This window comes from Streptomyces sp. ICC4 (assembly GCF_003287915.1).
GTDB lineage: Bacteria > Actinomycetota > Actinomycetes > Streptomycetales > Streptomycetaceae > Streptomyces > Streptomyces tritrimontium.
Window position 1 is genome coordinate 4,516,177 of sequence record NZ_CP030286.1, and the last position, 15,164, is coordinate 4,531,340.

The 15,164-nt window shown below is 74.9% G+C and carries 11 protein-coding genes and 1 tRNA gene; 7 read left to right on the forward strand and 5 right to left on the reverse strand.

The window, feature by feature from the left end; genetic code table 11:
• Positions 1 to 266 precede the first annotated feature (266 nt).
• Positions 267 to 2,381 (forward strand): glycogen debranching protein GlgX, encoded by a 2,115-nt coding sequence (glgX, locus tag DRB89_RS20940; RefSeq protein WP_112450693.1) that lies wholly within the window; start codon positions 267 to 269, stop codon positions 2,379 to 2,381.
• Here the strand turns inward: glgX and DRB89_RS20945 are convergent.
• Entirely contained in the window at positions 2,366 to 3,688 is a 1,323-nt protein-coding gene (locus DRB89_RS20945) for an MFS transporter (protein ID WP_112450694.1), read from the reverse strand. The two genes, glgX and DRB89_RS20945, sit on opposite strands and share 16 nt — an antisense overlap.
• Before the next feature lie 82 nt (positions 3,689 to 3,770).
• On the opposite strand from DRB89_RS20945, the gene treY reads away from it, so the two are divergent.
• Entirely contained in the window at positions 3,771 to 5,996 is a 2,226-nt protein-coding gene (gene treY / locus DRB89_RS20950) for a malto-oligosyltrehalose synthase (RefSeq protein ID WP_239516258.1), read from the forward strand.
• Positions 5,997 to 6,137: 141 nt separating this feature from the next.
• Positions 6,138 to 7,409 (forward strand): M14 family zinc carboxypeptidase, encoded by a 1,272-nt coding sequence (locus tag DRB89_RS20955; protein ID WP_239516259.1) that lies wholly within the window; start codon positions 6,138 to 6,140, stop codon positions 7,407 to 7,409.
• 1 nt (position 7,410) lies between these two features.
• Here the strand turns inward: DRB89_RS20955 and DRB89_RS20960 are convergent, their stop codons facing one another.
• On the reverse strand, positions 7,411 to 7,902 hold the full coding sequence (locus DRB89_RS20960; protein ID WP_112463380.1) for a GNAT family N-acetyltransferase: 492 nt from the start codon (positions 7,900 to 7,902) through the stop codon (positions 7,411 to 7,413).
• A 131-nt stretch (positions 7,903 to 8,033) separates the two neighbouring features.
• Complete coding sequence (locus DRB89_RS20965) at positions 8,034 to 8,597, reverse strand: DUF1707 and FHA domain-containing protein (protein WP_112450697.1); 564 nt, start codon at positions 8,595 to 8,597, stop codon at positions 8,034 to 8,036.
• Between the two features lie 112 nt (positions 8,598 to 8,709).
• On the opposite strand from DRB89_RS20965, the gene treZ reads away from it, so the two are divergent.
• On the forward strand, positions 8,710 to 10,488 hold the full coding sequence (treZ, locus tag DRB89_RS20970) for a malto-oligosyltrehalose trehalohydrolase (RefSeq protein ID WP_112450698.1): 1,779 nt from the start codon (positions 8,710 to 8,712) through the stop codon (positions 10,486 to 10,488).
• A 20-nt stretch (positions 10,489 to 10,508) separates the two neighbouring features.
• Here treZ and DRB89_RS20975 read toward each other — a convergent pair whose 3' ends face one another.
• Positions 10,509 to 11,642 carry an aminopeptidase P family protein gene (locus tag DRB89_RS20975; protein WP_162688669.1) on the reverse strand — a complete coding sequence of 378 codons (1,134 nt, stop codon included), beginning with the start codon at positions 11,640 to 11,642 and terminating at the stop codon, positions 10,509 to 10,511.
• A 152-nt stretch (positions 11,643 to 11,794) separates the two neighbouring features.
• Positions 11,795 to 12,946: a heparan-alpha-glucosaminide N-acetyltransferase domain-containing protein gene (locus DRB89_RS20980; protein ID WP_112450700.1), complete on the reverse strand. Its 1,152-nt coding sequence runs from the start codon at positions 12,944 to 12,946 to the stop codon at positions 11,795 to 11,797.
• 141 nt (positions 12,947 to 13,087) lie between these two features.
• On the opposite strand from DRB89_RS20980, the gene DRB89_RS20985 reads away from it, so the two are divergent.
• The 3 genes from DRB89_RS20985 (at position 13,088) to DRB89_RS20995 (ending at position 15,161) form a co-directional block, all read left to right on the forward strand.
• Positions 13,088 to 13,160 (forward strand) — tRNA-His (locus DRB89_RS20985).
• Positions 13,161 to 13,284: 124 nt separating this feature from the next.
• Positions 13,285 to 14,472: a histidine kinase gene (locus DRB89_RS20990; protein ID WP_112450701.1), complete on the forward strand. Its 1,188-nt coding sequence runs from the start codon at positions 13,285 to 13,287 to the stop codon at positions 14,470 to 14,472.
• Positions 14,469 to 15,161, forward strand: coding sequence for a response regulator transcription factor (locus tag DRB89_RS20995; protein WP_112450702.1), 693 nt, complete (start codon positions 14,469 to 14,471; stop codon positions 15,159 to 15,161). Before DRB89_RS20990 ends, DRB89_RS20995 begins: the two co-directional genes overlap by 4 nt.
• Positions 15,162 to 15,164: the final 3 nt, after the last annotated feature.

Below are 15,164 nucleotides of genomic sequence, written 5' to 3' on the forward strand. Positions count from 1 at the left end.
CACGGCCCCCTGCAGCCCGATGCGGCCCCAGGTGACCCGACGAACCGTACGCCGGAAGGCTGTTGACCCATTATCCGATGCGCCCATCATCGGATTCGTCAGATGTACCCGTGGTCCGCCAAACCTCCTATCAGCTTTCCGGGTCACCCGGTAGGACCCTCCCAAGTCCCCGCGTGAGAGCCCTCTTTCGGGGAAGATCTGCACATGAGGTCCACGCCGGATCAGCCCGAACATCAGCCCAACACCCACGGGAAGAGTCGTCTTCTATGCAGGTCTGGCCGGGACAGGCGTATCCGCTCGGTGCCACGTACGACGGCGCCGGCACCAATTTCGCGGTCTATTCGGAAGCCGCCCGACGCATCGAGCTGTGTCTGCTGCACGACGACGGCTCGGAGACCGCGGTCGAACTGCGCGAGACCGACGCGTTCGTCCGGCACGCCTACCTGCCGGGCGTGATGCCCGGGCAGCGCTACGGATTCCGCGTGCACGGCCCCTACGAGCCCGAGCGCGGCCGGCGCTGCAACGCGGCGAAGCTGCTCCTGGACCCGTACGCGCGCGCCGTCGCCGGCAGCGTCGACTGGGGCGAGGAGGTGTACGGCTACCACTTCGGGCGGCCCGACTCCCGCAACGACCTGGACTCGGCTCCCAAGAGCATGAGCTCGGTCGTGGTCAACCCGTACTTCGACTGGGCCAACGACCGGCCGCCGCGCCACGAGTACCACCGGACCGTGCTCTACGAGGCCCACGTCAAGGGCCTGACCATGCGCCATCCCGACCTCCCCGAGGAGCTGCGCGGCACCTACGGGGCGCTCGCGCACCCGGCGGTCATCGGGCACTTGACCAAGCTCGGCGTGACGGCGCTGGAGCTGATGCCGGTCCATCAGTTCGTCAACGACCACCGCCTGGTGGACGACGGTCTCAGCAACTACTGGGGCTACAACACCATCGGCTTCTTCGCCCCGCACAACGGCTACGCCTCGGGCGACCGCGGGCAGCAGGTGCTGGAGTTCAAGTCGGCCGTCCGGGCGCTGCACGAGGCGGGGATCGAGGTGATCCTCGACGTGGTCTACAACCACACCGCCGAGGGCAACCACCTGGGCCCGACGCTGTCCTTCCGCGGGCTGGACAACGCCTCGTACTACCGGCTCGCGGACGACCCCCGGCACTACATGGACACCACCGGCACCGGGAACTCGCTGCTGATGCGCTCCCCGCACGTGCTCCAGCTGATCATGGACTCGCTGCGGTACTGGGTCACCGAGATGCACGTGGACGGCTTCCGCTTCGACCTGGCGGCCACCTTGGCCCGCCAGTTCCACGAGGTGGACCGGCTGTCCTCGTTCTTCGACCTGGTCCAGCAGGATCCGGTGGTCAGCCAGGTCAAGCTGATCGCGGAGCCGTGGGACCTGGGCGAGGGCGGCTACCAGGTGGGCAACTTCCCGCCGCTGTGGACCGAGTGGAACGGCAAGTACCGCGACACCGTGCGGGACCTGTGGCGCGGGCAGCCGCGCACGCTCGCGGAGTTCGCGGGACGGCTGACCGGCTCCTCCGACCTCTACCAGGACGACGGCCGCCGTCCCCTGGCCTCCATCAACTTCACCACCTGCCACGACGGGTTCACCCTCAACGACCTGGTCTCCTACGACGAGAAGCACAACGAGGCCAACCGCGAGGGCAACCGGGACGGCGAGACCCACAACCGGTCCTGGAACTGCGGGGTGGAGGGGCCGACCGAGGATCCGGCGGTCGTCGAGCTGCGCGAGCGCCAGATGCGCAACTTCACGGCCACGCTGATGCTTTCGCAGGGCGTGCCGATGATCAGCCACGGCGACGAGTTCGCCCGCACCCAGGCCGGCAACAACAACGCCTACTGCCAGGACAACGCGCTGTCGTGGGTCTCCTGGCCGGAGCCCGGCAAACCGGCGCCCGCCCAGCTGGAGTTCACCCGGATGATGGTGCGGCTGCGGCGCGAGCACCCGGTGTTCCGGCGGCGCCGGTTCTTCCACGGCCGGCCGGTGGAGGGGACGCACGACGAGCTCTCCGACATCGCCTGGTTCACCCCGCACGGGGAGGAGATGCGGGCCCGCGACTGGCAGGCGCAGCACGCGCGGGCGCTGGCGGTGTTCCTGAACGGGGAGGCCATCTCGGAGCCCGGCACCCGCGGGGAGCGGATCACCGACGACTCGTTCCTGCTGATGTTCAACGCGGGGGCGGAGTCGCAGGACTTCACCGTCCCGGCCGGGCACGGCGCGCAGTGGCGGCTGGTCGTGGACACGGCGCGGGCGGACGTACTGCCACCCGGCACCGGGCCGCAGTTCGCGGCCGGCGACCGGGTGGCGCTGACGGGACGGTCGCTGGTGGTGCTTCAGCGCCCGGCGTAGACGGCGCCCTCCAGGGCGGCACCCTGACCGGCTTCCCGGCCGGCTCCGCCGGCGTCCTGCGCCGGGACCCGGTCCCGGGCGGGCACCACTAGGGCGTGCGTACGGGCGGCCGGCACCCGGGTGACGAGGGCCAGGGTCAGGCACAGGGCGGCCGCCCCGACGGCCACCGCGAAGGCCGCGGCAGGCCCGTACCACTCGGCGAGCCGCCCGGAGACGGCGAGGGAGGCGGCCTGTCCGGCGACGAGCGAGCTGGCGGCGATGGCCATGGACTCGGCGAGCCGGCACGGCTCCACCGCCCGCTCGGTGAGCGCGAAGGCGGTGATCAGGTGCGGGGCGTAGGCGGCCCCGAGCACGGTGACGACCACGTACAGCGGCCACAGGGTGTCGGTGAAGAGCAGCGGTACGGAGAACACGAGCGCGGCGGCCGTGGCCACCCGCCAGCGCAGCCGCAGCCCGAAACGGGCGGGCAGCGCGCCGAGCGAGAGCCCGACGACGGCGCTGACGACTCCCATGGCGGCGTACACGATGCCCGCCTGGCCGGGAACGCCCAACTGTGCGGTCAGGGCGGCGATTCCGGCCTGGCAGGCGCCGAACATGGCGCCCTGCAGGGCGAGCGAGCCGCGTACGGCGTAGACCACGCCGGGCGGGCGGACCTGGGCGCGGTCCTTCTCCTTGCGCAGCCGCGCGGAGGCCCCGGCCGTGACGGCGGCGGTCGGGTGCAGCGCGTAGAGGGTGCCGAAGACGGCGACGAGGGCGGCCGCGCCGCCGAGGGCGACGGCGGGGTGCAGGACGAGCGTGGCGAGGCCGACGAGGGCCGGTCCGAAGACGAAGGAGACCTCGTCCAGGGTGCCTTCGAGCGAGTGGATGGCGCTGACGACGGACTCGTCGGCCTTGGCGCGGTGGGCCAGGGCCACGGAGCGGGTACGGGCGAGCGGTCCGATCAGCGGGACGGAGGCGCCGGTGAGGGCTCCGATCGCGGCGAGCGGGGCGGTGGCGAGCCCTTGGAGCGCCCCGGCCACCAGAGCGGCGGTCGCGACGGCGTTGACCGCGGCGGCGCCCAGGACGACGGGGCGCTGCCCGTGGCGGTCGGCGAGCCGGCCCAGGAGGGGTCCGAAGACCACCTGTCCGGCGGAGAGGGTGCCGCCGACTATGCCGGCGGTGGCGAGGGAGCCGCTGGTCTCGGCGACCAGCAGGACGCTTCCGAACTGCGACATCGCGACGGGCAGTCGGGCGAGGAAGGAGACGAGCGGGAGTAGGGGCCCGGTCAGGGCGATGACCTTGCGATAGGTGTTGACGATTCCGAACACTTGAGCAACGTTAACCCGCCGCAGTCACCCGGATGCATTGGGTAATGGCACGGAATCCCGCATCCTGGGTACGTACGTTCTCATGAGCCAGCCGCCCGCACGCATGCATACGGAATCCGATGTTCCGCCGGCCGTCACCCCGGCGTCGACCTACCGCCTCCAGCTGAGCCCCGAGTTCACGTTCGCCGACGCACGGGAGTCCGTGCCGTACCTCGCCTCGCTCGGTGTGTCCCACCTCCACCTCTCCCCCGTCCTGGAGGCGGTGCCCGGCTCCGCACACGGGTACGACGTCACCGACCACTCCCGGGTCCGGGCCGAGCTCGGCGGGGAGGCGGGCCTGCGGGCCCTGGCCGCCACCGCCCGCGCGCACGGACTCGGCCTGGTGCTCGACATCGTGCCGAACCACATGGCCGTGCCCTCGCCGTTGCGGCTGAACCGGCAGCTGTGGGAGGTGCTGCGCGAGGGGCCCGGCTCCCCCTGCGCGCGCTGGTTCGACATCGACTGGGAGGCGGGCGGCGGACAGGTGCTGCTGCCGGTGCTCCCCGGGCCCGCCGGGCCCGCGGACTTCAAGGCCGACGGGGACGTACTGCGCCACGGGGACCTGGAGTTCCCGCTGCGGGCCGGCACCGCCGCACTGGAGCCTGCCGAACTGCTGGCCGCGCAGTTCTACCGCCCCGCCTGGTGGCGGGAGGCGCGCACCGCCCTCAACTACCGCCGCTTCTTCACCATTTCGGATCTCATCGGGGTCCGGGTGGAGGACCCGCAGGTGTTCGCGGCCACGCACGCGAAGATCCTGGAGCTGGTCCGGGACGGGGTCGTCGAGGGGCTGCGCATCGACCACGTGGACGGCCTCGCGGACCCCCGGGAGTACCTGGACCGGCTGCGGAGCGCGACCGGCCCCGGCTGCTGGATCGTCGTCGAGAAGATCCTCGCCCGCGGCGAACGCCTGCCCGCCGCCTGGCCGGTCGCCGGCACCACGGGCTACGACGCCCTGCGCCACGTGGACGGCCTGTTCGTCGATCCCGCGGGCGCGGAGGAACTGGCCCTGCGCTACCGGGAGTCCACCGGAGCCGCGGACTGGCCGGAGACCGCGGAGCGGTCCACGCGGGAAGTGCTGACCGGGGACCTGGCGGCGGAGCTGGCCGCGCTGGAGCGGCGCGCGGGCCCCGCCGCGGCCCGGGCGGTGCGCGAACTGCTCGTCGCCTACCCGGCGTACCGCCCCTACCCGGGCGCCGACGGGTTCACCGAGGTCACCGGAGTGAGCCCGGACGACATCGCCGCCGTCCGCGAACTCACCTGGCGGGACGGCGTCTTCGCTGCCCGCTTCGCGCAGACCTCGGCGGCCCTGCGCGCCAAGTCCCTGGAGGACCGGGCGTTCTACCGCTGGGCCCCGCTCCTGTCGGCCACGGAGGTGGGCGGCGATCCGGGCCGTCCGGCGGTCTCCCCCGGGGAGTTCCACGCGTACTGCGCGCGCCTGGAGCGCGACTGGCCCGCCTCCGGCACGGTCCTGTCCACGCACGACACCAAGCGCAGTGCGGACGTACGCGCCCGGATCGCGGTGCTGTCCCAGGCCCCCGAGCTGGCGCGGGAACCGCACGGGGCGCCGCCGGGGCCGGATCCGCAGCTGGCCTGGGTGGCGCGGCAGAGCGCCTTCGGCCTGGGCTCCGCGCCCGACCGCGAGGAGCGGCTGGCCGAGGCCCTGCTCAAGGCCGTCCGCGAGGCGGGCCTGCACACGAGCTGGACCGACCGGGACGAGCGGTACGAGGCGGACGTCGCGGGGTACGTGCCGGACCCGCGGGAGGACCCGCCCGAGATCGCGGCGGCGGCCCGGGACAACGTCCTGGCCATGACCGCGCTGCACCTGACGATGCCGGGGGTCCCGGAGCTCTACCAGGGCTCCGAGAGCGAGTACCGGGCCCTGGTCGACCCGGACAACCGCCGACCGGCCGAGCTGGACCCCCACCCGGAGCCGGGCACCCTCGCGGCGCGCAAGCTCGCCCTGACCGCGGCGCTGCTGCGGCTGCGCCGCTCCCGCCCGGAGCTCTTCACCGGCTACGCCCCGCTCCCGGCCCGGGGTCCGGCCGCGGAGCACTGCGTGGCGTACGCGCGCTCCGCGGACCTGGTGGTGGCGGTGACCCGGCTGTCCCTGCGCCTCGCGGCGGCGGGCGGCTGGCGCACCACGGCCCTGGAACTGCCCCCGGGCCGCTGGACCCCCCTCGACGCCCCGGGCCCGTCCTTCACCGGCGGGGTCCCGCTGGCCGCCCTCCTGGCGGAGTCACCGGTGGCGGTCCTGGTGCGCAGGGCTTAGCCCAGGGGGCGGTGCAGGGGTCGGTGCAGGGCTCGGCGCGGCGGCGGGCCCGGCCGGGCGCAGGGCTTCGGCCAGGGGATTGCGTCCGGCCGGCGGGCAAGTGCGGGGCGCGCGGAGCAGTAGGCGGGGTGCGCGGCGGGCATGGCACTCCTTGTGACACTCATCCGCGACATGTGCTACCCCACCCCCCGCGAACTCGCGCTGGCCGCCCGCGCGCTGGTGGACGAACACCCCGGCCCGGTGGGGCTCCGCCAGGCCGGCACCTCCCGGGCCGGGGAGCCGCTCTGGCTGCTCTCCGTGGGCGCGGGACACCCGCGCAACGTGCTCGTCGTCGCCGGGGCCCACGCCAACGAGCCCGTGGGCGGAGCCACCGCCCTCGCGCTCGCCCGGCGCCTGGTCCGCGGCCCCGTCGACGAGGCGGCCGGCGCCGACTGGCACTTCCTGCTCTGCGCCGACCCGGACGGCGCGGCCCTGCACCGCACGCCCCGCCCGTACTCCCTGCTCGACTACCACCGGAACTTCTTCCGGCCCCCGGGCCCCGAACAGCCCGAGTGGGCGCCGTCTTTACTGGCCCCCGACCGGCTGCCGCCCGAGACGCTGGCCCTGACCGCCCTCATCGACGAGCTGCGCCCCGCCCTCCAGGTGTCCCTCCACGGCACCGACCTCGGCGGCTCGTGGATCCAGCTGACCCGTGACATACCCGGCCTCGCCGAGCCCTTCGGCAAATCGGCCGCCGAGCTGCGCATCCCGGTCGAGACCAGCGCCTCCGACGCCTCCGGATGGCCCTCACCCGGTGCGGGCATCTTCGTGATGCCCGAGCCGGGGCCCGCGGCCGGCGGAGCCTTCCACCCGGAGGACACCCGGCTCAGCACCTGGTACCACGCCCACCGCCACGCCGGGACCACCGCGATCATCGAAGTCCCGATGTGGGCCTCGGACCTGGTGGACGATCCGGCACCGCATCCGGACCCGCGCGCCGCCCTGCGCCTGCTGGCCGGGCGGCTCACCGCCGACGCGGCGCGGGTCGCGCGGCTGCGGGAGGTCGCGGCCGCCGGCACGGATCCGGCCGCCTCGGCGCTGCTGCGCGCGGTCGACTGGACGCTCGCGCTGATCCCCCGGATCGCCGTCGAGTGGACGGGCGCCGAGGCGCCCGCCGAGGCCACGGCGGCCTACATCGGGAGCATCGACGCCTTCGGCCGGCGCCTCTCGCTGCGCGCCGCCGCGATGCTGCTGCGGGTCCTGCGCGCCCAGGGCCATCCGACGGCCCCGGCCGTGGACCGGCTCGTCGCGGGCTGGTGCGAGGAGTTCGCGGCCCGCTTCGAGGCCCGCTGGGTCCCGGTGGCCACCCAGGTGGAACACCAGTCCCGGGTCGTCCTGGCGGCGTACGAACGGCTCGTGGCGGCCGGCCGGTAGATCACGACGGGCCGGCGGGCCGCTCCGTCGCCAGCGCGTAGCGGATCTTCGGGCGGCCGGTCGCGCCGAGCCGGTCGTAGAAGCGGATCGCGCCCTCGTTCCAGTCGGGGGTCTGCCATTCGACGTGGCCGAGGCCGAGGGTCCGGGCGAGTGCGCGCACGCCCTCCACCAGGGCGGCTCCCAGGCCGTGTCCGCGAGCCTCCGCGGCGAGGTAGAGGCAGTCCATGTGGAGGTGGTGGCGGGCGTCCCAGAAGGAGAACTCGGCCGAGCAGGCGGCGTACCCGGCGACCGCGCCGTCCGGGGTCTCGGCCAGCAGCACCCAGAGCCGGGCGTCATCGGCGAAGAGCTGCGGGCCGAGCCGGTCGGCGAGGGGGCCAGCGGGGCGGGGCTCGGACTTCTCGTACTCCTGGTGCTCGCGCATGAGGCCGACCAGGCGCGGCATGTCCTCGGGGCGTGCGGGCCGTACGACGGGGGCGGCGGAGAGGTGTTCCATGGGCCCATCCTCCGTGTGCCCCCGCTCCGGCGCGCAGCGGGGTCTCCCGGCCGCGGTCCCGGCTTCGGCTCCGGCCACGGCTTCGGCTCCGGTCCCCGGACCGGCCGAGCCCGCCCCGGACCTGCCCGCTCTCAGCTCGCCGACAGCCGGAACGACATCCGTCCGAAGCCGATCTGGTCCCCGTCCCGCACCACGGCCGAGCCGGTGACCCGGCGCCCGTTCACCGTGGTCCCGTTGGTCGAGCCGAGGTCCGTGATCACCCACACCCCGTCGCGCGTGCTGAGCTCCGCGTGCGCCCGGGAGACGGTCTCGTGGCTGAGCCGCAGCCCGTTGCCGGGGTCGCGGCCGATCCGCAGCGGTCCGGCGCCGGGGTGCGGAAGCAGCAGCTTGGGCAGCTTCTCGGCGGCCCAGGCCCGCCGCACGCCCACCGACACGGCCGAGGCCCGCCCCACCCAGCCGAACAGCCGACGGGTCCAAGGGCTTTCGGCGCCCTCCCGGCCCTGCAGGTCCGCGGTGAGCACCGCGAGGTCCTCGGTGCGCCGGGCCACAAGGGCGAGCTCCATACGGCGCAGGAAGGTGTCGTGCGACAACTTCCCGAGGGCAGCGCCCTCCCGGAGCTGGCCCAGCGCCCGGTCGCGCTCGGCGTCGGACAGCCGCGGGGCGGGATAGGCGGGGAACTCGAAACTGGACGTCACAGGGTGATTGTCGGCCCGTCAGGGGCAGAGTGTCCAGAACTCCCGCGCCGAGCCGGAGATGATGGGCCGGTCACGCAGGTTGGGGTACCGCCGCAAGACGAGGGGACCGTCCGTGCAGTTCGAGGTGTGGGCACCGCTGACAGGTCGGGTCGCGCTGCGACTTGACGAGGCCGCGTACGAGATGGCGCCCGATCCGGAGCGGCCCGGCTGGTGGCTCGCCGAGGCCCCGGCCGCCGACGGCTCCCGGTACGGATACCTGCTGGGAGGCGGCCCGGACGGGCCCGGGGGCGATCTCCAGGGGCCCGTACGCCCCGATCCGCGCGGGCGGCGCCTGCCCGACGGCCCGGACGGCCTCTCGGCGGTCGTCGACTTCGCGGCCCTCACCCCCGGGGAGCCGGCCCCCGCCCCGCGCGTCCCGCTCCAGGAAGCCGTCCTGTACGAGCTGCACATCGGCACCTTCACCCCCGAGGGGACCTTCGACGCGGCCGCGGCCCGCCTCGGCCACCTGACCGCGCTCGGCGTCACCCACGTCGAGCTGATGCCGGTGTGCTCCTTCCCCGGCCGCCACGGCTGGGGGTACGACGGGGTCGCGCCCTGGTCCGTGCACGAGCCGTACGGGGGCCCGGCCGGGCTGGTCCGCTTCGTGGAGGCGGCGCACGGCGCCGGACTCGGCGTCGTACTGGACGTGGTGCACAACCACCTCGGCCCCTCCGGCAACCACCTGCCCGCCTTCGGGCCGTACTTCACCGACACCCACCACACGCCCTGGGGCGCGGCGGTGAACCTGGACGCGCCGGGCTCCGACGAGGTGCGCGCCTACCTCCTCGCCAGCGCGCTCGCCTGGCTGCGCGACTACCGGATCGACGGGCTGCGCCTGGACGCGGTGCACGCCCTCGCCGACGGCCGGGCGCTGACCTTCCTGGAGGAGCTGGCCGGCGCGGTCGACGCCCTGGCGGCCGAGAGCGGACGGCCGCTGTTCCTGATCGCCGAGTCCGACCTGTGCGATCCGCGCACCACCGCGCCCCGCCCCGCCGGCGGCACCGGACTGCACGCGCAGTGGAACGACGACTTCCACCACGCCCTGCACTGCACGCTCACGGGCGAATCCCAGGGCTACTACGCGGACTTCGCGGCCGCCCCGCTCGGCGCCCTCACCAAGACGATGACCCGGGCCTTCTTCCACGACGGGACCTGGTCCTCCTTCCGCGGCCGCCACCACGGCCGCCCGGTGGACCGCGTCCGCACCCCCGCGCACCGGTTCCTCGGCTACACCCAGACCCACGACCAGATCGGCAACCGGGCGCTGGGCGACCGGCTCGCCGCCTCCCTCTCCCCCGGCCTGCTGGCGTGCGCGGCGGCGGTGGCGCTGACCGGGCCGTTCGTGCCGATGCTGTTCATGGGCGAGGAGTGGGGGGCCGGAACGCCCTGGCAGTACTTCACCGACCATCCCGACCCCGCCCTCGCCGAGGCCGTGCGCACGGGCCGGCGGCGGGAGTTCGCGGAACACGGCTGGAAGGCCGAGGAGATCCCCGACCCCCAGGACCCCGCGACCCGGGACCGCTCCTGCCTGGACTGGGCCGAGCCCGCACGGGACCCCCACGCCCGCCTGCTGGAGTGGTACCGCACCCTGGTCGGGCTCCGCCGCACCCATCCGGACCTGCGCGATCCCGATCTGGCCTCGGTCCGGACCGCCCACGACGAGGAGCGGCGCTGGCTGACGTTCCGCCGGGGCGACATCCGGGTGGTGGTGAACTTCTCCGCGGAGCCGACGACCATCGCGCTGGGCCGCAACGGCATGCGGGTTCTGGCCTCCTGGATCCCCGCGAACCATCCCGACGCGGACGGGCGGATCCACGTGCCGGCCGAATCGGCGGTGGTCCTGGGCCCGTAGCGGCGCGGGCACGGACGGGCCTACTCGACGATCGCCAGTTCCCGCGAGGCGTTGTTGAAGCTGCGGCAGCCGGTCTCGGTGACCGTGACGATGTCCTCGATGCGGACGCCGAACCGCCCCGGGAGGTAGATCCCCGGCTCCACGGAGAAGCACATGCCGGGGACGAGGACCTGCTCCTCCCCCTCCACCATGTACGGCGGCTCGTGCGTGGTGACTCCGATGCCGTGGCCGGTGCGGTGGATGAACTGCTCGCCGTAGCCGAACTCGGTGATCACCGCGCGGGCCGCGCGGTCCACGTCCTGGCAGGCGGCGCCCGCCCGGGCCGCCGCCACGCCCGCCAGCTGGGCCTCGCGGACGATGTCGTGGACGCGCTGCTCCTCGTCCGTGGGCTCGCCGACGTGGACGGTCCGGGAGATGTCGGATCCGTAGCCGTGCTTGAGCCCTCCGAAGTCCAGGACCACCATGTCGCCGTTCTCGATGACCCGGTCGCCGGCCTCGTGGTGCGGATTGGCCCCGTTGGGGCCGGAGCCGACGACGGTGAAGTCGACCTGGGAGTGGCCGTGTACGCGCAGCAGCGCGGCGAGGTCGGCGGCGACGTCGCTCTCCCGGCGGCCGGCGAAGGGGACGTGCAGGATCTGCGCGTACGCGGCGTCGGCGGCTTCCCCGGCGGCCGCGAGCCGGGCGAGCTCGCGCTCGTCCTTGACGGCGCGCAGCATCGGCAGCACGTCGGTCAGCGGGGCGTAGGAGGTCGTCGGCAACTCCCGTTGCAGGCCCAGCAGGTGCAGCGCCCAGGTGTTGTCGCTGACGCCGAAGCGGCCGGCGGCGTCCAGCAGCGGGGCGGCCGCGGTGTACGGGTTCTTCCCGTCGGCCCAGTCCCGCAGGGTCAGCGCGCCCGCGCCGGGGGCCTTCGCCGCGTCGGGGGCTTCCAGCGAGGGGACGACGAGGACGGGGTCCTGCCCGGCCGCGAGGACGAGCAGGGTCAGCCGCTCGGTGTCCACGGGGCGGTAGCCGGTGAGGTGGGCGAGGTCGGGCCCGGGGGCGATCAGCAGGCCGGCCAGGCCCGCGTCGGCGGCGGACCGCGCGGCGGCGGCCATCCGTGCGGCGTAGTCGGCGGCCGTGAAGGGATCGGCGTCGTGAGCGGAGTCGTGGTCCATGCGGGGATCCTCCCGCGCCCCGCCCCCCGAAGTCAGGGGCCGCGCCGGTCGAACCCGCCCCGGGCGGGTCCGGGCGCAGCCCGGGGAACGGAGGAAGGGTGGCTCGGGGACGGGCCCCGCAAGGCCCCGCAGGGCTACCGCAGGGCTCCGCGTCACGCCGGCGTCACCGCCCGCAGGGCCCATTCCAGCGGCCCGCGGCCCAGCCGCGTACCGCGCAGGAAGTGGTCCCAGACCAGGCAGCCGGCCATCGCGCAGGCCGAGAACCCCGCCAGCGCGTCCCAACCGGTCCAGCCGCGCAGGAACATCGCCAGCGCCACCGCGTGCACGACGTACACCGACAGGGCCATCGCTCCGACGGCGGCGAGCGGCCGCAGCGCCCTCGCCACCCGCCCGACCCGCGCGGCGAGGGCGAGCAGGCCGAGGAGGGCGGCCCCGGTCCCGGCGTTGCCGAGGGTCTCCAGCGGGGTCTGGCTGTAGGGGCCGGCCAGCAGCAGCCAGTCCCAGGAGGTGCTGGGGATCGCGCCGAACTGCTCGGCCAGCACCGCGGCGACCGGATCGGGCTCCGCGGCGGCCCACGGGTGCTCCCGTGCGACGGCGTCCAGCAGGGACGCGCGCCGGCCGCCCGGGCCCATCGCGAGCCAGGAGGCGCCGTACCCGGCGACGGCGGCGGCCGCCCCGGCGCCGGCCAGCAGTCCGAGCGACCGCTTGCTCCGCAGGTCGGCGAGGCGGCCCAGCGCCATGCCCACCAGGATGTAGGGGAAGTAGGTGAGCAGCGGGTACGCGCCCGAGAGCAGCAGTTCCCGCACCGTCCCGGCGGCGCCGCTCCAGCTCAACAGGTCGGCCGGGACCGGTGTGCCCCCGCGCCCGCCGGTGCGCAGCCCCGCGGCCCGGCCCAGGGTGTAGGAGAGGACCGGACCCAGGACGACGGCGGCGCCCGCGGCGGCCGCCAGGGTGCGGGTGCGCAGCCGGGTGAAGGGTTCGGCTGCCAGGAAGTAGACGGCGTAGAAGGCCAGGATCACCAGGATCCCGGGTGAGAGCGCGGCGAGGCACAGGCCGAGCCCGGCGAGGATCGCGCAGCGGGTCAGGGTGGCCCGCAGCGGCGGCGGCCCCGCGGCACGGGAGCGGGCGAGCGCGAGGGAGAAGCCGGCGATGAGCGTGAAGACGGCGGGCGCGCGGCCGTCGGCGGCGACCAGCAGCCAGCCCGCGCCCTCGGGCACGGGCGGCGGTCCGACGTGGACGGCGAACATGCCGAGGACGGCGGCGCCGCGGGCGGCGTCCAACCCGGTGAGACGGTTTGCTCCCATAAGGAGAGGGAGGGCGATCGCGGCGCCGGGGTTGCCTCCCGCCTCCCACCTGCCGTCGCGCGACAAACACGTCGCGGGAGCACCCCGCCGATCGGCTATGCTGTGCTTGCACGTCGAACGGGTGGTCCGCCACCCTTCGTGGTGGGTGTAGCTCAGTTGGTAGAGCACCTGGTTGTGGTCCAGGTGGCCGCGGGTTCAAGTCCCGTCACTCACCCTGTTGATCCCGTGGGGGGTACGAGGTTTCCTCGTACCCCCCACGGGTTTTCCCGTTTCTGCCCGTCCGCCCGTCCGTCTGCCCCGTGCCTCCCGCCCCCCTTCCCCCGATCCGCGGAAATGCGATGCGCCGAGAGAGATTCCCCGCGCTGCTGGTGGCGGCGGGCTGTGTCCTCGTGTGGGCCCTCGACTGGATCACGGTGGAGCCGCCGCGCGCCTGGGCCGTCCTCGTCTGCGGCGCCGTCGTCGGCGCGATCGCCCTGCTGCCCGCCCGCGCGGTCCGGCTCCCCCTCGACGGCCGCGCGCTGCTCGCCGCCCCGCTCTCCCTCGCCGCCACCGGCGCGATGCTGCTGCCGGACCGGGGCACCGGCGGGAGTTGGGGGCTGCTGGAGTCCGCCGCCCTGCTGGTGCTGCTGGCCCGGTGCGCCCGGCACACCGACCCGCCCCGGGTGGTGCCGCTGGGACTGCTGCTGTGGGCGGCGGCCGCCGCGGCCCCGCTGCGGATGCCCAGCGACGCCGCCGCCGAGACCGCCGCCTTCGCGCTGACCCTGGCGGCCGCCGGGGCCGCCGGATTCGGCGGCTACCTGCGCATCCTGGACCAGCGCCGGGCCCGAGCGGTCGTGGCCGTACGGGAGCACGAGCGCCACGAACTCGCCCGCGACCTGCACGACTTCGTGGCCCACCACGTCACCGGCATCGTCGTCCAGGCGCAGGCCGCCCAGGCCATCCGGGAGACCGCGCCCGAGCGGCTCGAGCCGCTGCTGCGCTCCATCGAGCGGGCCGGCGGCGAGACGCTGGACTCCATGCGGCGCCTGGTCCGCGTCCTGCGCGAGCAGGACTCGGGGTCGGTGCGGCCGCAGGACCTGCTCGCGGAGCTGGCCCTGCTGGTGGCCGGCCGGCCGGGGGCCGCCCTGGAGCTGGCCGAACCGGTACGGCGGGTGCGGCTGGCGCCGGAAGTGGAGACCTCGGTGCACCGGCTGGTGCAGGAGGCCCTGACCAATGTGACGCGGCACGCTCCGGGCGCGCGGGCCACACGGGTGAGGCTGGCCACCGACGGAGTACGCCTGACGGTGGAGGTCGACAACGGCCCCGCGCACGACCCCGGGCACCGGCGCGGCCACGTCCCGCCCGGCGGCCGCGGCGGCCTCGGGCTGATCGGGCTGCGCGAACGGGTCGAGGCCGTGGACGGCCGGCTCGCCGCGGGCCCGCTGCCGGACGGCGGCTGGCGGGTGACCGGAGTCTTCCCGCTGCTGGACGGCGGCGGCCGCGGCGACGGCGGCCCCGGCGGCGGCCTGGCAGGATCGAACGTATGAAAAGCGACATCCGCGTCCTCATCGCCGACGACCAGGAAATGGTCCGCACCGGCTTCGCGCTGATCCTGGGCGCCCAACCGGACATCGAGGTGGTCGGCGAGGCCACGGACGGCGCGCAGTGCGTGGAACTGGCCCGGCGGCTGCGCCCGGACGTGTGCCTGGTCGACGTACGGATGCCCAGGCTCGACGGGCTGGAGGTGACCCGGCTGCTCGCCGGGCCGGGGGTCGCCGACCCGCTGCGGGTGGTGATCGTGACCACCTTCGACCAGGACGACTACCTGTACGGGGCGCTGCGCGGCGGCGCCAGCGGCTTCCTGCTCAAGGACGCCGGGCCGAACCTGCTGGTGGAAGCCGTACGGGCGGCCGCGCGCGGGGACGCGCTCGTCTCCCCCGCCGTGACGCTGCGGCTGCTGGAGCGGCTCGGCGAGCAGCCCGCACCGCCGGGGACGCCGGGGGCGTTCGCCGGCGAACCGCCGGTGTCGGAGCGCGAGATGGACGTCGTGCGGCTGGTCGCGCGCGGGCTGACCAATCAGGAGATCGCCGACGGGCTGTTCATCTCGCTGTCCACGGTCAAGACGCACCTGGTCTCGGTGCAGGCCAAATTGGGGCTGCGCAACCGGGTGGAGATCGCCGCCTGGGCCTGGGAGAGCGGCGCGGTGCCCGCCGCCCCGCGCGGTCCGGTCGGCTGATCC